Source organism: Bradyrhizobium sp. SEMIA (genome assembly GCF_014844175.1).
Taxonomy (GTDB): Bacteria; Pseudomonadota; Alphaproteobacteria; order Rhizobiales; family Xanthobacteraceae; genus Bradyrhizobium; species Bradyrhizobium arachidis.
Genome location: NZ_CP046601.1, coordinates 2,742,880 through 2,757,479, shown reverse-complemented (window position 1 = coordinate 2,757,479; position 14,600 = coordinate 2,742,880). Strand labels below are relative to the sequence as shown.

The window sequence follows — 14,600 nt, the reverse complement described above, 5'->3', positions numbered from 1 at the left end:
CCAAGTTGCCTGTCGGGCAAAACAGCCAGATCCGCCGTCAAGTCGCCACGCCAAAAATATTCCATTTTACCGAAATTCGGATTTGTCGTATGTGTCAGCCATCCCAGCCCACCAAAGGATTCCGCCGGTCCAAGACGGCCGCATCCACATCGAGAAAATCAACGCGCCGTTCCTCTTCACGCTCAAGGCCAGCGGCCCGGAGTTCGGCGCGGGCATCAAGTACGCCATCGAGCAGGGCTGGCTCGAAATGCACGAGAGCGGAACCTATGTCCGGCTGCTGTCTCCGGGCCAAGACCTGCTCGAATAGCGAGTTCTCACCAACACACGTTCACTGGCCTGAGCCTCCAACCCCAGCCAGTCCAGACGCGACGCCATCGCGTGCAACCGCCATACGCTGCGTAACTCCAACCCGGCGCTCCCCAGCCGGGTCCCCAAGCAGGTCCTCCCCACCCCCAGCCGGGTCCCCAAGCTCGCCCGCGCTGGCCGAGCCCAAGGCCGACGACCTATGCCCACAGCTGGTGCTCCCCAACCGCCGCCGCGCCAACCGCCTCCCCAACCGCCGCCATGCCAACCGCCGCCGTGCCATCCTCCATGAAAGCCGCGTTGGGCGGACGCTGCACTAGGCACCAGAGCAAGCACCGCTGCGACACTGAGAGCGAAAAACGCCTTCTTGATCATGACAACCTCCGGTTTGCGTTGCGCGACATAAACGCTTCGCGATCACTTTTGTTCTGATCGCGCCCAACGGCGGGACTTCAAATAATCAGGTCGGCCGACCTTGAAGCCCACGACTGGTCACGGAACGGCTGGCGGCGCAGACGTTGATCCATATCACCCCAAAGTTTTATTTCCGGCGATGGAGCAGCCTTGGAGGCGCGAGACCTAGCGGCCTTCAGGCGAACTTTAATCAAAAAGGAGCCAGCGAATGCCGGGATCATCCCAATGCGTTTCTCTGGCTGCTGTCGCGCTGACATCGTTGGTCACGTTCGGCGCCCACGCCGCGCCGGTCACTGCAACATGCCCGGCCGGATACACTATGCATCCACGGCTCAATCTCTGCGTCACTGCGCCGACCTGCGCTGAAGGAGCGACACTGCACCCGCGTCTTCATCTCTGCGTCGCGACGCCAACATTTGATCTGGATCGACTTGGCACCCGCGTTTGCATCGCTGCGTCGGAACTTAGAACGGGCGTTTCGAACATGACGCACCGCCTCGTCTCAAAAGACGGCCCCAACTCAGCGCGGTCTGGGTTGAGGCCGAGGCACAAAGGCGACAATCGATCAATCCGGGCATCTCGACCTAACCAGGGCATCACATCATATGTCCCAGGCATCCTACAAAGTGTTTGCTGCGACTTGGGGCAATGGCGAGGTGATGGTCGAGCTAGAAGTTAGCAAGGACCAGTGGGATCGCATTGCTCGCGGAGATCGTGTCGAATTCAAAGGGCGCGGATACTGGTATGACGGCGACTGGTTTCAAGATATTTGGGATTTCAATTGTCCGCACGGCGAACTGACCATCCGGTACGGTCAGCCAAACGACGGCGACTTTTCAGGTGAAGGATGCACCGGGCCGATAAGCAGCGTCGTGGTCGAGGGGCGCTGAACGGACCCTTTGGTCTGCTGCTTGCGGACCCACAGCCGGTAGGCTTCGTACTTGTAGGGGGTATCACCGGTTCGCGACGGGATCAGCTTCGCCCGCCGCCCTCAGGACGAGGGCGATGTCGAGACCCCACCTGCCTGCCAAATGATCTCCCATCCGAGCATGATGCATCGGCATCAGCGAGGGTGGTCGTTGTTCCCGGAATCTGCCTTGATGCGATTTCAGCGCAGAGGAGTTTTGAATGAGTGGTTTGGTGATCTCTGGCGGCCGGGTGGTGGATCCCGCGAGCGGGATGGATGCCATTGGCGATGTAGCGGTGGTGGACGGCAAGATAGCCGCGGTCGGTACTGACTTCGGCGGTGCCGAGCGGGTGATCGACGCGACCGGCCTCGTGGTCGCGCCCGGCTTCATCGATCTGCACGCCCATGGCCAGTCGATCCCGGCAGATCGTATGCAGGCGTTCGACGGCGTGACGACGACGCTTGATCTGGAGGCCGGCGTGCTGCCGGTCGGGTCCTGGTACGAGCGCCAGGCGCGGAAGGGCCGTGTGCTGAACTATGGCGCCGCCACCAACTGGGCCTTTGCCCGCATCGGCGCGATGACGGGCTCCAATGCCGAGAGCTCGCTGGAGGCGTTCGGCAACGCGATGCGCGACCGCCGCTGGATGGACAATGTTGCAACCGATGCCGAGGTCGCCGGCATCATCGAGCGCCTTTCGCGCGGCCTCAACGAAGGCGGCATCGGCATCGGCATTTTGAACGCCTATGCGCCGGGCGCCGGCGTGCAGGAGCTGACCGCGGTCTGCCAGCTCGCCGCCAAGCAGGACGTGCCGACCTTCACCCACGTCGCCTACATGTCGCGCATCGACCCCGAAAGCGCGGCGGAGGCCTATATCCGCCTGATCGGCTATGCCGGCGCCACCGGCGCGCACATGCACATCTGCCATTTCAACTCGTCCAGCAAGACCGACATCGAGCGCTGCCGCGTGCTGGTCGAGAAGGCGCAGGCGCAGGGCCTGCCGATCACGGTCGAGGCCTATCCTTACGGCACCGGCTCGACCGTGCTAGCCGCAGCGTTCTTCAGCGATCCGCAATTCGTCGAGCGCAACGGCACCGGCTATGACTCGGTGCAGCGCGTGACCGATGGCTATCGCTTCCATGATCGCGAAGAGCTCCTGAGGGCGCAGGCCGAGGAGCCGTCCTCGCTGGTGCTCTGGCACATCCTCGACACCGAGAACAATGCGCATCACCGCGACCTGCTCGACATGTCGGTGCTGTATCCCGGTGGCGCGATCGCGTCGGATGCGATGCCGTGGACGACGTCGGATGGCAAGACCTATACCGGCGATGCCTGGCCGCTGCCCGACGATGCCACCTCGCATCCGCGCTCGGCCGGCTGCTTCACGAAATTCATCCGCGAATGGGTGCGCGAGCGCAAGACCGTGTCGCTGCTCGAAGGTGTGCGCAAATGCGCGCTGATCCCGGCGGAGATCCTGTCGCAAAGCACGCCCGCAATGCGCGCCAAGGGCAGGCTTGCGACGGACGCCGATGCCGACATCGTGGTGTTCGATTACGAGAAGCTCTCGGACCGCGCGACCTTCACGGCAATGAACCGTCCGTCGGAAGGCGTGCGGCATCTGATCGTCAGCGGCCAGGTGCTGATCAGCGACGGCGTGCTCGATGTCGCGGCGCGGCCCGGAAAGCCCGTGCGCCGCCCCATCGCCGAGGGCTGACGCATGCCGGTCCCCATTCTCCTGGTGACGGGCTTTCTGGGGGCGGGCAAGACCACTGTCGTCAACCATCTGCTGGCGAATGCGGAGGGGCGGCGGATTGCCGCCGTGGTCAACGATTTCGGTGCGATCAACATCGATGCGGAGCTGATCGCGGGCGCCAGCGACGGCGTGGTGAGCCTTGCCAATGGCTGCATCTGCTGCTCGCTCGAAGGCGATCTGCTCCGTACGCTCTCGACGCTGCTGCGGCGCGATCCAAAGCCGGACTACATCGTGATCGAGACCAGCGGCGTCGCCGACCCCGCCGACATCGTCCGCAATCTGATGGACCCCGTGATCCTGCGCGAGGCGCCGCTGGAAACCGTGCTTTGTGTGATGGACGCCGCGACGCCGCCGGCCGCGCTGGATGATGCCCTTCAGCGCTCGCAGTTGCGGGTCGCCGATATCGTGGCGCTGAGCAAGCTCGATCTGGCGGACGAAGGCGCGGGCGCGCGCATGCGTGAGGCCATCCGCGCGCAGCGCGTCCCCGCCGTGGTGGTCGATGCCAGGCACGGCGAGATCCCGTCCGCGCTGCTATTCCCCGCGACCCAGGATCGCGCGTCCGCGCCGCGCGATCCTGGGCCGAAACGCCCGGCAGAAGAGCGCTTCGAGACGCTGAGCTGGACCTCCGAGCAGCCGCTCTCGCTGCCGCGCTTGCAGCAGGCGATCGGCCGGCTCGCGCCAAAGCTTGCGCGCGCAAAGGGCCTGTTCGAGACGATCGAGCAGCCCGGCCGCATGATGGTGTTTCAGTTCGCCGGCGGCCGCGCCACGCTCGCGCCGGGCGAAGCTCCGGCGGAAGCCGTGCCGCGCGCGCGGATCGTCTTCATCGCCGAGCTCGGCGTGCTCTCGAAGGCTGAGCTCGACGGGATCATGGAGACGTGCGTTGCGAGCTGAAGCTGTCGCAGCCTCACGCAAATTGCGCGATGCCGTTCCCGACCGACCAATTCTCCGCGGGGGCATCCAGCACGTTGACGAACACGTCCTCGGGGCGGATGCCGGGGTTTTCGCCGAGCAGCTCCGCGATGCGCCGGTACAGCGCCTTCTTTTGCTCCGCCGTGCGCGAGGCGAATACGGTAATCTGGATCAGCACGGCATCGTCGCCGCGCTTGACGCCGTAGGCGTTGCCGCAGCGGAAGTTTGCGGGCGAGAGCTCGCTGATGGTCATGAACTCGTCGCCCTCGGGCACGTTCAGCGCCTCGCGCATGGCGCGATAGAGGCCGTCGAGGATCGCCTGCCGGTAGGCGTCCGGCTTTCCGGCGCGCATCGAGATGTGGAGGAGAGGCATCAGCTGGTCCTTTTGCATGCGGGGCCGATCGGCCGGGACGCATGCAAGCGCCGGCCGTCCGGCCCGTTGACGAAACGGGCTATCAATCGCAATTGGTTTTTGACACGATGTCGAGAAACCATGTTGTTGACACCCTGTCAAATATTATTGCGGGCAAGAGGAGCAGGATTTGAGGCCGCGCGAGTTCGACCACGACGACGTCCTGCGCATCGCGTTCGACCAGTTCTGGCGCAAGGGCGTGCGCGGCACCTCGCTGTCGGACATCGCGCGCGATGCCGGCGTTCAGCGCGGCAGCCTCTACAACGCTTTCGGCAGCAAGGAGGCGCTGTTCCTGCAAGTCTATGAACGTTACGCGGGCGATTACCTCCTCGCCCTGCAAAAGGCGCTCGGCACCGGTACTCTAAGAAAGCGCCTCACCGCGTTCTTCGACCTGACCATCACCAACTTCCGTTCGGGCTCGCCGCCGCGCGGATGTCCGACCACGCGCGGCTTGATGGAGCTCGGCGCGGTTGAGGGCGAAGGACTGGATGAAGAGGCGCGCCAGGCTTTTGCGAGCCTCGTGTCGCGTATCACCGCTCTGGTTCAGGACATTTTGGCGGCGGGTGCGGAGCGCGGCGAGTTCAGCGGCAACCCCACGGCCGCAGCGCTGCACATCGTCACGGTGACGCGGGGCCTTGCCGTGCTCGAACGCGCCTTCGATGACGAGCCGCAGCTGCGCAAGATTGCGGCCCACACGATCGATCTCGTGCTCGGCAAGAAGGGCGGCTAGAGCATGATCCGGAAAAGTGCGCAGCGGTTTTCCGAAAAGATCATGCTCAAACAACGACCAAAGCGCGATGACGATTCATCTCATCGCGCTTTAGCCGCAGGCACGAGAGCGACGACCCCAGCGGTGGTGATCCCCTGGGGCCGTCTGGAGGTTTCATGGAGGGCATCGAACTCTGCGTCTCCATGACAATGTTGATAGCGCAAGACGGCTCGCCTGGCGAATAGAACCCGTCAAAGCATCAGCACAAGGCAAGCGCATTGACGGCACGCGTCGCGGCAGCCTCTGTCCCTGATGGCACGAACTGGCACATGATGGCCCCGAGCTCGCCAGGCTGCTTGCGTCGCGCAACCGCGAGCAGCCGCATCAACTCCGCCTCGTCTTTCGACAGACGCCGGCAGGACGGCGGCATGAAGCACAATTCGCAGGGCCGGCCGTTGCGCAGGATCCTGACCAGCGCGGCAGCGCGCGCCACCAGCAGCGGACTGTCGGCGATGTCAGGCGCCTCGTCGGCATAGCGATACGCCGCTTCCCAGCAATCGGACGCGCCGGTCGCATAGGCCGCGCCGATGAACCGGAATAGCGACAGGGCGACGCGGGAAAACTGATCGTAGCTTTCGACGCTTCGCGGCGTCGAAAGCACAGCCTGAAGCGGACAGCGCGGCGACTGTGCATCCGGGGCCGGTAAAGAACGACACGCATCCTGCATCATGAACATCCCGTCAATGCAGCGTGTGGCTTCCAACCAGCCAGCTCTTCATCGCCATCGTCCGGTCGTGGTCGAAGGACTGAACATGTCGGTTGGGCAGGATCAGGCCAGCCATGCGGAAGATCGTCGCAAGCCCCCGCACGGGCGCGAGCGCCCAATCCGCACCCACCGGCGGCAGCCAGGATTCGAACTGCTCGCGCGCGACGTCGATGCGTTCCTGCTGCGCGGCGGCGATGGCGTGCAAAATTCCGTGCTCGCTTTCGCTCATGCGTGGACAAGTCGGGCAGTGCACCTCGATCGCCGTATGCGCGGTGCAGGCAAAGATCTCGATGATGGCCTCCAGAGAGGGCACGGCATCGCCGACGCGGAAATGGTCGTACCCACTTGCTGGATGTCGGCCGCGGTCGGCACGGCGCTGCCGCTGCGCGCCTTTGCCCGAAAGCCCCAGATGAAGAGCCGCTCTGCCGCGCACAGCGCGGGCAGGTCGAGCGGCCTGCGATATGTCGATTGATGCATTGAGCCTCCGGCCCTTGGCATGCACGCATGCCATAATATGCGCTGACGATCTGTGCCGATGGTTCGGCCAGGGCGGTCTGCAAGTCAACGCGCGGAGGGGCGATATCGAAATGTTCTAGATTGGAAGAGCTTGCATCTCGGATGCCGCCGGCGGGAACCGGAATGCTTAAAGCTTTGCTAAGGGAGGCAGGATAAAATGGCATATCAGCCCTTTCATTCACGCGAGCACCGATGATTTTCTCCCGCATCAGTTTCAAGCTGGTCCTGATTGTCGGCATCAGCCTCCTCGGCATGATCGCGCTGGCGCCGATCGCGCTGTCGACCCTGCGCAGCCAGATGATCGCCGACCGCCAGGCCAAGACGCAGCACATGGTGGATGTCGGCTACGGGATCCTCGCGCATTACCAGAAGCTCGAGAGCGACGGAAAGCTCTCGCGCGAGCAGGCTCAGGCCGGCGCAATGGCCGAGATCAAGAGCCTGCGCTACGACAAGGTCGAGTATTTCTGGATCAACGACATGACCCCCAGGATGGTCATGCACCCGATCAAGCCCGAGCTCGACGGCAAGGATCTCTCCGCAATGAAGGACCCCGCCGGCAACGCGCTGTTCGTCGGCTTCGTTGATGTTGTCAAGAAACAGGGCGCCGGCTTCTATGGCTATCTCTGGCCCAAGCCCGGCTTCGACCAGCCGGTCGATGACACAGAAGCTTCCGTTGCTGCTCGATTAAGCGGGGTACAGTTGGCAGTGCAAGCGCTTCTCGCGAAACGACCACATCGTCATTCGTCGAAAGAAGCTTCGCACCTGACTCGGCCGACAGCGGGTTGACACCGCCGCAATCTTCGGAGGGCCCCTCGCTTCTGTTGAGGCGCTTACCATACCACCATCGCTGTTCGTGACCGCAGACGAAGCGACGGAATAGCGTCAGATGTCCGCGTCTGGCCCGAAGCGGACTTGGGCCGCCCTGATTTGAGCCTCAACTCTAGCTCCAACCTCTCTGCGTCAAGAGCCGGCCCAATCCTAACCAGTTTGCAATCAGAAACAGGAGGATCACCGCCATGACAACGAAGAACACGCATCCGCCCGCAAATGAAGGACGATCAGAAGGCTCGGGTGGGGGCGGAACATTAGTCATGCTAAATCCCAATCTAAAAAACGCCTTGAATCAAATCGCATTTAACACGCTCTGGTTGCAGTTCTTCTCACGGCGCAGCCCCCTTTTTGTTGACTGTTATCAGATCGTGAATTCTAGCGTCGCAAGGACCGCTCATGGCCCATCGCGACATATTGCGTGGCCGCACGAACTCGGTCGCTTTTGGGGGCAAAGCAGACACTGCGTTCGTCGCATCACGCCGCCGGGTTTACGGGGCACGGCCTAGGTCACGACCGAGATGCTTGCCCGACGGCGCCGGAGCCTGTCCTGGGCCTTGCGCGCTCGCTCCTCGTTCCAGGCCGCGATCATCATCTCGTTCGCACGACGTTTCTCCGCTTGCTCTGCGTAGTAGAGCGCGAGCCTGTCGGTCTTATGCCCGGTCTGCGACTTGATCCCCTTCACCCCGACGCCGGGGAGAAGCGAGATCTCGCTTGCGCCGGTATGCCGCAAGCCATGCATGGTGAAGCCCTTCTTCTGTCGCTTCTTTCGGACCCCGATCCGCACCAGATGTGCCTTGATCGCAATGCTCAATTACCGAGCCCTAGTCCAAGAACACCTCCATTTGTTGATGAGGATGTACTCCGATTTGAAATCGCCGCGGCTGAGATCTTCTTCGCCGCCTCAAGCTCCTGGATCAATTCGTCCGGCAGCAGGTGATAATTGGGCTCCGCGAGACGCCCTTCTTCGTGGTCTTCTCGGGCCAGACGTAGATGCCCTTCCCGTCGTAATGCGACCACTTGATCCGAATCGCATCGCCGCCACGCTGCGTCGTGAAGTGAAGCAGTCGGCGCGCGAGCCGCAGATTGTCTGTCGCCGTCGCGTCGAATTTATCTTGAACGTCCTCTGGCCAGATCAGGTGAGGCACGCTGTCAGATGCGCTGTGCTTCCGTTCGATCTCGATGGTCGGGTTCGGCAGGTCGCTGATCCCGTACGCTTCATCCTCCCGCACCGCGATCCAAATGTTTGAGATCATGGTGAGGTACAGATCAGACATCGAGGCCCTGCCGTCCTCCTCAAAGATGCCATTGACGAAACGCTGCGCGGCTTTTCTGGTCATCTCGCGCAGCGGCTCATTGCCGATCTTGGCCTTCACATCTCTTCGAGCAGCGGGATGTAAACCTCGTGCGTCGCTTTCTTCTTTCTCTTGAAGGCTTGCGAGTTGCGGTAGATCCCAATCGCCTGACCGATGGTGCCGGTCTTTGCCTTAGCAAACTTCTCAGGCGTGGGCTTGGGCGGCTCGGGAAGACCGGCATCGATCTGCATCCTGCGCAACTTGTGAGTGCAGGCGTCATATTGCCGCTTGAACTCTGCCGACGCCTCATCGATGGGCAGCGGCAACAATTTGCCGCCGAACTCCTTCGGCATCCGGAAATACAGATAAGGCCGCCCCTTCACGACCTTCCTGTAAAGGTAGTCAGTCCTTTTACTCCGACCTTTTGCACTGGCCTCTTCCTCAAGCTCACGCAGGCGTCGCAGCAGCGAACTCTCACTTCCCGGTTCGTCCTTCAGATTGTCGAAGGCCGCGTCGAGTTCGAGCCGATCCCAAAGCGAGGCGTTATAGGTGCTCCACTGCCGACACGTTCAGCGGCGCGCAGGATTGCGCAAAACACGCCAGCGACAACCGGCGAGACGATGAAGGCGATCACGAACCAGCCGAAGCTCGACCGATTACGCCTCACGCTGGTGAATGTGCCAATGGCGACCGAGAATGCAGTCCAAGTTAGAAAGTAACTCATCCTATTAGACCGTTTGTGCTGCTATGATGGCGATCATGAAGCTGATCGCCGTCACTGGGATTGACCGTCGGCCGATTACCCATGTCGTTGCCGACGGGGCGCAGTACAACGTCGTCACCATCCCCGGCTACACGGGCGGGACGTGGCCCAAGGACAACACGACCGGCACCGTCATCATGTGGACGATGGCGTGCGGACCGACCTACACCGTGCCGTCGCTCAACAATTGGGTCAATGGCAACTACGTCGCGGGTCCGGGACAGGTGAACGCCACCGCCGCGACGGATGACTACTTCCGCCTTGGCGGCGTGCTCGCACTGCCGAGGAGCTACGCGCCAGCAGCCGCCTATGCGGCAAACATCCTGCCCGTTCGATGAGGAGCTGGCGATCTGTCAGCGGTACTACGAAAAGAGCTTCGCCTATGTGACCGCGCCAGCTTCCAAACTTGGTACGTACAATCGGTTGCTTCGGGTTCTTTCAGGCGACGGCTGGCGCTGGCTCGCAAATGTGCGGCTCCATCGATTGGAAACGCTCGAAGCGCGTGCAGCCGACCCCGAGTTTTTTTCAACCCGGCTGTAGCGAACTCTCAGATCAGGAACGGGAGCCAGGGTCTCGACTGGTCAGGCACCGCCGCAACAGCAAGCGAAAGCGGCGCTATCGTTTTCGGGAACGGCGCCGTTGGGTCAGGTGCAGGCTCATCGAACTATGTGCATTGGGTCGCAGACGCGAGGCTATGATCGCTGAATATCAGCTCACCGAGACCGATGTCGTGATCCGCACCGCTGACGGGGCCAGCATCCCGAACGATCAGGCCAACCGCGACCGCATCGAATACGAGGCTTGGCTTGCGGCGGGCGGCGTGCCCGATCCGGCCAAGCCACCGATCAATCCCGCCCTCGACACCAAGCCCGCACGAACGGCGGCGCAAATTCTCGGAGCCTAGCCATGTCCGCGCTTGATCTAATCGCCACCGCGTCCGATCCGACCTTCGCGGGTCGCGTCATGATGATCATGTTCAAGGTGGCGCAGAATGTCGCCGGTGAAGACCCAGCGACGGCAAACCACGCAGAGCGCATCGCCTACGCCAATCTGGTGATCCGGGGCGAGGAGAAGCCGCAGCTCGTCTCCGCGCACGTCATCTCATCGAACCCGACCATCGCGGCGGCCATCGAAAGCGACCCGGACGCGCTCGGCTCCAACGTGCCCGATGGCGACATCGAATTTGCGCTGGCCTCGATCTGGGATGGGCGCTCGCTGGCATTTGCGGCGGCGTGACATGGACGCGCTGCGGGCGGCAGCTACGAGCGCGGTCGAGGCCTTAAAGGGTCAGCCATTGCTGCTCGCGCTCGTGATGATCAATCTGCTGTTTCTGATGGGCTTCGCGTTCATGCACCGCGAGATAGCGCAAGCCGTTGCACGAAAGGATGCTCTGCTCGCCGAAATCGCGAGCCATTGCCTGAGATAAGCGCGCGCCGAAACAGACGGCTCTCCTTGAGCTTGGCCCCGCTTCGGCGGGGCTTTTTTGTTGGCTATGCACGTTGGCTTGAGAACTGGGGCAGGCGTGTACTCTTAATTCCCACGCTGCTCTGTTCCGCTCCTAGAAGCAGACATCACAGGGTCGAAGATCGAGGACCGGTAAGGGCTATTACCGAAGTGATTGCCTGCGCGTTGACCTACATCAACATCGCAACTAGGGGAGCCGACCAATTTTGCTCGCTCTCGAACTTCGGAGGAGCATGATGTTCAAATACATTCTCGCAGCTCTAGCAGCTTTTGTTCTGCTCACCGCAACTCTGATCCCTGACGATGCGTATGCGCGCCGTGGCGGCGGTGGCGGCTTCCGTGGTGGAGGGGGCTTTCACGGCGGCGGCATGCGGGCCGGAGGCTTCCGAGGCGGGGGCATGCACGCCGGACGTATCGCACGGCCAGCGCATCCGATAGCAGGTCGACCGATAGCGGGGCGGCCTGGCCGCCCGATCGCAGGTCGCCCCGGCCGTCCCATCGCGGGTTACCCCGGCTATGGCCGTGGCTACTATCGGCCAGGTTTGGGATATGGCGCTGCGGCGGTCGGCGCAGCCGCTGCGGCGGGTGCCTACGGCTACTACAACTCTGGTTGCTACTATGACAGCTACGGACAATACATTTGTCCGGGGCGTTATCCGTACCAGTATTGATCAGCCAATGTTTAGGACGGCGGTTCGCAGCCGCCGTCCTCGTGCTTCGGCCAGAGCGACGCTTCGTCAGCTCCTTCGAGACTGTAAGATGGCCAAGATGCCCATCGCGCGGCGGCATCTACAATCTGAGACCGGGACGTGAGTTGCAGTTTTTGCAACAGCCGCTCCCGCTGTTCGCCAACTTGATCAACTCTTCCGCCGATCTGAGCTGCAATGGTTTGGTCAGAGCAGCCCCTAGCTAAGCGCCGCAACAGGCGCTTCTCCCGCGGGCTCAAGATGGGAGCACCACCCTCGATCACTGCGTGAGCCCTGCATTGCTACAGAACCCGCATAGCACAGACCGGTCGAAAGAGACTGTTCACTTTTGGCCACAATGATCTCTAGGAACCTCTCTGATACGCTTTCGTTGTGCCGTCTTAAGGACGGCAAAGGAGCAGGATCATGGACCGTGAACATGTAAAAGGCGCTGCCGACAAGGCAAAAGGCGCGATCAAAGAGGGTGCTGGCAAGCTTACGGGCGACAAGGATATGGAAGCCGAAGGCAAGATGGATAAGGCTAAGGGGTCGGCCCACAACGCTGCGGGAGATGTGAAGGACGCAGCGCGGGATGCTGCGGACGCCCTCAAGAAATAAGTAGAAGAAGGAAGATCGATCTGGAACTAGCCGCCGCGAGGCGGCCTTTTCTTTCCAAACACGTCCCAGATCAGAACTGGTCCTGCACCCGGCGGAAGGCCGAATACCCTGCACCTCGGCGATTTCTCAAGCCTGTCGACCCGCGAGCTTTCGGGACGCCTCGGTGCGCCAGAACGGGTATCCAGCCAAATCTTTCGCGTGCTTGCCGAACATGTCGATCCGTCTGGTCGCAAATTCCGACATAACTGCGAAAAACTCGATTGGCGACTTGATCGTCGCAAGCGACAGGCAGAGGTCGCAACTAAGTTGCAGATTGTCCTGCGCCATTTGAATGAGCTTAGCGGAATACTCCGGCCCGTTAGCCGTGGCTAAAACAAACCATTGCTTTGGGTCGTCATCCTTCTTCTGACTGAGATCGGTTAGCGCCCCCGCAGGAGGCACAACGGCGGTAGTCTCGGGTTTAGGATCGTGTTGAAGAGGCGTCTCCATCGAGAGTGCGGCAACGGAGCGCAGAAAATTGTCTTTCGGACTTTTAACGATGTCCTGCTTGTTCCGTTGGGCCCGCATTGATTTCGGGACGCGCTTTGACGCTTTTGCCAGTTTATGTTTGCTCATCTGACGCTCCGAGAAAAAAGTCATTTTTGCAAAGACAACTGACGGCGCGGAGCGTTCCAAGGACTGAGCATTAACTTGCGTACGGTCCACTTTTACACACAACTTATCCTCCTTTTTCGTGCTCGCTCAGAATTGGTCCTGCACGCGACGATAGGCCGGGTGCTTCGGGTTCTTTACTTTGATCCAGTGCGTGCAACGGCCAGCGCCATAAGCGCGCTCGCGGTGCTTCGAGATGAGCCCTTCGAGACCCATGATGCAGGCGTGACGGAATAGATCGGCCCCGATCTCACCTTGCTCGAACGGGGCGGCTTGGATGCCTTCGGCTCGGCCCCGCAAGGTTCGTCTTGCGGAGCGAGAGCGGCAAGCGGCAAAGGTCGTCGCCGTCGGCGCACAGAATGTCGAAGGCGTAGAACTGGACCTCGTGATCGTGCTTGCGGGAGTACAAGGCATCGAAATCGGATCTTCCATCGACGTTCAGGACCACAGCCTCGCCATCGAGGATGAACTGCGTGGTCCTGATCTTCAGCGCTGTCTCGACGATCCACGGATAGCGCTTGGTCCAGTCGTGGCCGCCTTTGGTGATCAGACGCACCCGGTCGTTCTCCCGCACCAATTTCATGCGGTAGCCGTCATTGCTTGATCTCGTGGAGCCATTCGGGGCCGGATGGAACCTTCGTGCCCTTAACCGGGATGGCGAACTCAGTACGCGATGCCATACGCCGCATCTATGCACGGTGCGGTAAATCGCAAGGAACGGCCCCGGCCAGCGGGCGATTGGAGGGGATTGCGAGGCCGGGGCCGCCGACTTGGCGCATTGCCAGTGCCAAGCACCAACGAGGCTACTCGACCGGCAGGCCGGGCTTCTGTCCGCTTCAGCACCTTGGCGGAGAAAATTACGACGCCGCCGCAACGAAGCTGCTCGTCGACTTCTTCCCGTGCTCGTCGCGGCCCTGCTCGCTGCCCGGCACCATCCAATGGCACTCTGACGGCGAATGCACCCTGTAGTCGCCCTTGCGCATTGGGAGATAGACCACGAAGTCAGCGTAGTCGCCAATGCAGTCCATTTCCACGTAGGTGATGGCGAAGAAGTTCTTCCGCATTGCTCTGCCCTCAAATACGGGGGAGAGGCCGCGCTAGAGGAGCGTCAACTGAATATCCGCCTGCCGCCCATGGGTTTGAAGAACTTCCTCAAGAGATGGCGGAACGTCGGTGCGGTCGGCGCAGCGCTGTTGCAGTTCCTCGGCGATGTCCTCGGAGGCGTCCCTCGACCATCCCTCGCCAGTGTTGAAACAGACGATGCGAACCGGGCTGCTGTATTGCCCCTCCATCAGATGGCGGAGCAATGTTTCCCGGTCGGTGTGCTCCTCGTCGGTCTCCGCCGATGACCGCGCTGTTGACCCTGCTGCTCGGCGAGATTGGGGACGCCGCCGAAGGCGATGCGTGCGCAAGGATCAGCGCCTTCGCGAACAGGATCGGCAACGGCTTCTATCGAGGCTTCAGCCCTGAACCGTTGGACAGCTCGGGGCCCCTGCCAAAGGTAATAGGAACGACACGGGGCATCGAAACCTTTTCTGCCTGTTAGCCTTTCACTAGGGCTGGAGGAAGGGTTGGCGGGACGGCTCTCGTGCGCTCCACTGGAGCCGT

At 61.7% G+C, this 14,600-nt stretch carries 24 protein-coding genes and 1 pseudogene; 14 read left to right on the top strand and 11 right to left on the bottom strand.

Annotation, left to right across the window (positions count from 1 at the left end; translation table 11 throughout):
- Positions 1–91 precede the first annotated feature (91 nt).
- From FOM02_RS13420 to FOM02_RS13405, 4 genes are all read left to right on the top strand, one after another.
- Positions 92–307 carry a hypothetical protein gene (locus FOM02_RS13420; protein WP_416207767.1) on the top strand — a complete coding sequence of 72 codons (216 nt, stop codon included), beginning with the start codon at positions 92–94 and terminating at the stop codon, positions 305–307.
- 1,015 nt (positions 308–1,322) lie between these two features.
- On the top strand, positions 1,323–1,607 hold the full coding sequence (locus tag FOM02_RS13415; RefSeq protein ID WP_027563786.1) for a hypothetical protein: 285 nt from the start codon (positions 1,323–1,325) through the stop codon (positions 1,605–1,607).
- A 238-nt stretch (positions 1,608–1,845) separates the two neighbouring features.
- Complete coding sequence (locus FOM02_RS13410; RefSeq protein WP_027563787.1) at positions 1,846–3,336, top strand: amidohydrolase family protein; 1,491 nt, start codon at positions 1,846–1,848, stop codon at positions 3,334–3,336.
- Positions 3,337–3,339: 3 nt separating this feature from the next.
- Entirely contained in the window at positions 3,340–4,266 is a 927-nt protein-coding gene (locus FOM02_RS13405; protein ID WP_027563788.1) for a CobW family GTP-binding protein, read from the top strand.
- Positions 4,267–4,279: 13 nt separating this feature from the next.
- Here the strand turns inward: FOM02_RS13405 and FOM02_RS13400 are convergent, their stop codons facing one another.
- Positions 4,280–4,657, bottom strand: coding sequence for a tautomerase family protein (locus tag FOM02_RS13400; RefSeq protein ID WP_027563789.1), 378 nt, complete (start codon positions 4,655–4,657; stop codon positions 4,280–4,282).
- A 169-nt stretch (positions 4,658–4,826) separates the two neighbouring features.
- Here FOM02_RS13400 and FOM02_RS13395 point away from each other — a divergent pair, with 169 nt between their 5' ends.
- Positions 4,827–5,426 carry a TetR/AcrR family transcriptional regulator gene (locus tag FOM02_RS13395; RefSeq protein ID WP_027563790.1) on the top strand — a complete coding sequence of 200 codons (600 nt, stop codon included), beginning with the start codon at positions 4,827–4,829 and terminating at the stop codon, positions 5,424–5,426.
- A 238-nt stretch (positions 5,427–5,664) separates the two neighbouring features.
- Here the strand turns inward: FOM02_RS13395 and FOM02_RS13390 are convergent, their stop codons facing one another.
- Both FOM02_RS13390 and FOM02_RS13385 read right to left on the bottom strand, forming a co-directional pair.
- Entirely contained in the window at positions 5,665–6,135 is a 471-nt protein-coding gene (locus FOM02_RS13390) for a hypothetical protein (RefSeq protein WP_027563791.1), read from the bottom strand.
- 10 nt (positions 6,136–6,145) lie between these two features.
- Entirely contained in the window at positions 6,146–6,673 is a 528-nt protein-coding gene (locus FOM02_RS13385; protein ID WP_231164129.1) for a hypothetical protein, read from the bottom strand.
- A gap of 206 nt (positions 6,674–6,879) precedes the next feature.
- Between FOM02_RS13385 and FOM02_RS13380 the strand changes: the two are divergent.
- Positions 6,880–7,341, top strand: a pseudogene (locus tag FOM02_RS13380) (cache domain-containing protein); the annotation flags it as partial.
- A gap of 679 nt (positions 7,342–8,020) precedes the next feature.
- Here FOM02_RS13380 and FOM02_RS13375 read toward each other — a convergent pair.
- The 3 genes from FOM02_RS13375 to FOM02_RS13365 all read right to left on the bottom strand — a co-directional run bounded on the left by FOM02_RS13375 (position 8,021) and on the right by FOM02_RS13365 (position 9,193).
- Positions 8,021–8,329 (bottom strand): hypothetical protein, encoded by a 309-nt coding sequence (locus tag FOM02_RS13375; RefSeq protein ID WP_027564675.1) that lies wholly within the window; start codon positions 8,327–8,329, stop codon positions 8,021–8,023.
- A gap of 103 nt (positions 8,330–8,432) precedes the next feature.
- A complete protein-coding gene (locus FOM02_RS13370) occupies positions 8,433–8,891 on the bottom strand; it encodes a hypothetical protein (RefSeq protein ID WP_027564676.1) in 459 nt (152 codons plus the stop codon).
- A complete protein-coding gene (locus FOM02_RS13365; RefSeq protein ID WP_141263400.1) occupies positions 8,888–9,193 on the bottom strand; it encodes a hypothetical protein in 306 nt (101 codons plus the stop codon). The genes FOM02_RS13370 and FOM02_RS13365 overlap by 4 nt, the downstream gene beginning before the upstream one ends.
- Positions 9,194–9,569: 376 nt before the next feature.
- Here FOM02_RS13365 and FOM02_RS13360 point away from each other — a divergent pair, with 376 nt between their 5' ends.
- From FOM02_RS13360 to FOM02_RS13335, 6 genes are all read left to right on the top strand, one after another.
- Positions 9,570–9,911: a hypothetical protein gene (locus tag FOM02_RS13360; protein ID WP_141263398.1), complete on the top strand. Its 342-nt coding sequence runs from the start codon at positions 9,570–9,572 to the stop codon at positions 9,909–9,911.
- Positions 9,883–10,113, top strand: a complete 231-nt coding sequence (locus tag FOM02_RS13355) for a hypothetical protein (protein ID WP_141263396.1) — start codon at positions 9,883–9,885, stop codon at positions 10,111–10,113. Before FOM02_RS13360 ends, FOM02_RS13355 begins: the two co-directional genes overlap by 29 nt.
- Before the next feature lie 154 nt (positions 10,114–10,267).
- Entirely contained in the window at positions 10,268–10,477 is a 210-nt protein-coding gene (locus FOM02_RS13350) for a hypothetical protein (protein WP_035730746.1), read from the top strand.
- 2 nt (positions 10,478–10,479) lie between these two features.
- Positions 10,480–10,809: a hypothetical protein gene (locus FOM02_RS13345; protein WP_027564679.1), complete on the top strand. Its 330-nt coding sequence runs from the start codon at positions 10,480–10,482 to the stop codon at positions 10,807–10,809.
- Position 10,810: 1 nt separating this feature from the next.
- Positions 10,811–10,999: a hypothetical protein gene (locus tag FOM02_RS13340; RefSeq protein WP_027564680.1), complete on the top strand. Its 189-nt coding sequence runs from the start codon at positions 10,811–10,813 to the stop codon at positions 10,997–10,999.
- A gap of 274 nt (positions 11,000–11,273) precedes the next feature.
- Positions 11,274–11,708 (top strand): hypothetical protein, encoded by a 435-nt coding sequence (locus tag FOM02_RS13335; RefSeq protein WP_035732111.1) that lies wholly within the window; start codon positions 11,274–11,276, stop codon positions 11,706–11,708.
- 11 nt (positions 11,709–11,719) lie between these two features.
- On the opposite strand, the gene FOM02_RS47115 is transcribed toward FOM02_RS13335, so the two are convergent.
- On the bottom strand, positions 11,720–12,007 hold the full coding sequence (locus FOM02_RS47115) for a LuxR C-terminal-related transcriptional regulator (RefSeq protein ID WP_084335058.1): 288 nt from the start codon (positions 12,005–12,007) through the stop codon (positions 11,720–11,722).
- Between the two features lie 142 nt (positions 12,008–12,149).
- On the opposite strand from FOM02_RS47115, the gene FOM02_RS13330 reads away from it, so the two are divergent.
- Positions 12,150–12,341 carry a CsbD family protein gene (locus FOM02_RS13330; protein WP_027564681.1) on the top strand — a complete coding sequence of 64 codons (192 nt, stop codon included), beginning with the start codon at positions 12,150–12,152 and terminating at the stop codon, positions 12,339–12,341.
- Between the two features lie 126 nt (positions 12,342–12,467).
- On the opposite strand, the gene FOM02_RS13325 is transcribed toward FOM02_RS13330, so the two are convergent.
- From FOM02_RS13325 to FOM02_RS13310, 4 genes are all read right to left on the bottom strand, one after another.
- A complete protein-coding gene (locus FOM02_RS13325; RefSeq protein WP_027564682.1) occupies positions 12,468–12,956 on the bottom strand; it encodes a hypothetical protein in 489 nt (162 codons plus the stop codon).
- A 286-nt stretch (positions 12,957–13,242) separates the two neighbouring features.
- Positions 13,243–13,575, bottom strand: a complete 333-nt coding sequence (locus tag FOM02_RS13320; RefSeq protein ID WP_231164139.1) for a hypothetical protein — start codon at positions 13,573–13,575, stop codon at positions 13,243–13,245.
- A gap of 274 nt (positions 13,576–13,849) precedes the next feature.
- Positions 13,850–14,056 carry a hypothetical protein gene (locus tag FOM02_RS13315; RefSeq protein WP_027564683.1) on the bottom strand — a complete coding sequence of 69 codons (207 nt, stop codon included), beginning with the start codon at positions 14,054–14,056 and terminating at the stop codon, positions 13,850–13,852.
- 33 nt (positions 14,057–14,089) lie between these two features.
- The gene (locus tag FOM02_RS13310; RefSeq protein ID WP_141263394.1) at positions 14,090–14,299 is read right to left on the bottom strand and encodes a hypothetical protein; all 210 of its coding nucleotides are present in this window, start codon (positions 14,297–14,299) and stop codon (positions 14,090–14,092) included.
- 38 nt (positions 14,300–14,337) lie between these two features.
- Between FOM02_RS13310 and FOM02_RS13305 the strand changes: the two genes are divergently transcribed.
- Positions 14,338–14,538: a hypothetical protein gene (locus FOM02_RS13305; protein WP_051378349.1), complete on the top strand. Its 201-nt coding sequence runs from the start codon at positions 14,338–14,340 to the stop codon at positions 14,536–14,538.
- The last annotated feature ends 62 nt before the right edge of the window (positions 14,539–14,600 follow it).

Bases quoted from the DNA above. Each gene is read 5' to 3' on its own strand.
- FOM02_RS13415 (WP_027563786.1), top strand. From the start codon at position 1,323: ATGTCCCAGGCATCCTACAAAGTGTTTGCTGCGACTTGGGGCAATGGC.
- FOM02_RS13335 (WP_035732111.1), top strand. From the start codon at position 11,274: ATGTTCAAATACATTCTCGCAGCTCTAGCAGCTTTTGTTCTGCTCACC.
- FOM02_RS13405 (WP_027563788.1), top strand. From the start codon at position 3,340: ATGCCGGTCCCCATTCTCCTGGTGACGGGCTTTCTGGGGGCGGGCAAG.
- FOM02_RS13410 (WP_027563787.1), top strand. From the start codon at position 1,846: ATGAGTGGTTTGGTGATCTCTGGCGGCCGGGTGGTGGATCCCGCGAGC.
- FOM02_RS13345 (WP_027564679.1), top strand. From the start codon at position 10,480: ATGTCCGCGCTTGATCTAATCGCCACCGCGTCCGATCCGACCTTCGCG.
- FOM02_RS13325 (WP_027564682.1), bottom strand. From the start codon at position 12,956: ATGAGCAAACATAAACTGGCAAAAGCGTCAAAGCGCGTCCCGAAATCA.
- FOM02_RS13360 (WP_141263398.1), top strand. From the start codon at position 9,570: ATGAAGCTGATCGCCGTCACTGGGATTGACCGTCGGCCGATTACCCAT.
- FOM02_RS13340 (WP_027564680.1), top strand. From the start codon at position 10,811: ATGGACGCGCTGCGGGCGGCAGCTACGAGCGCGGTCGAGGCCTTAAAG.
- FOM02_RS13350 (WP_035730746.1), top strand. From the start codon at position 10,268: ATGATCGCTGAATATCAGCTCACCGAGACCGATGTCGTGATCCGCACC.
- FOM02_RS13355 (WP_141263396.1), top strand. From the start codon at position 9,883: ATGCGGCAAACATCCTGCCCGTTCGATGAGGAGCTGGCGATCTGTCAG.
- FOM02_RS13390 (WP_027563791.1), bottom strand. From the start codon at position 6,135: ATGATGCAGGATGCGTGTCGTTCTTTACCGGCCCCGGATGCACAGTCG.
- FOM02_RS13320 (WP_231164139.1), bottom strand. From the start codon at position 13,575: ATGAAATTGGTGCGGGAGAACGACCGGGTGCGTCTGATCACCAAAGGC.
- FOM02_RS13330 (WP_027564681.1), top strand. From the start codon at position 12,150: ATGGACCGTGAACATGTAAAAGGCGCTGCCGACAAGGCAAAAGGCGCG.
- FOM02_RS13305 (WP_051378349.1), top strand. From the start codon at position 14,338: ATGACCGCGCTGTTGACCCTGCTGCTCGGCGAGATTGGGGACGCCGCC.
- FOM02_RS13400 (WP_027563789.1), bottom strand. From the start codon at position 4,657: ATGCCTCTCCTCCACATCTCGATGCGCGCCGGAAAGCCGGACGCCTAC.
- FOM02_RS13315 (WP_027564683.1), bottom strand. From the start codon at position 14,056: ATGCGGAAGAACTTCTTCGCCATCACCTACGTGGAAATGGACTGCATT.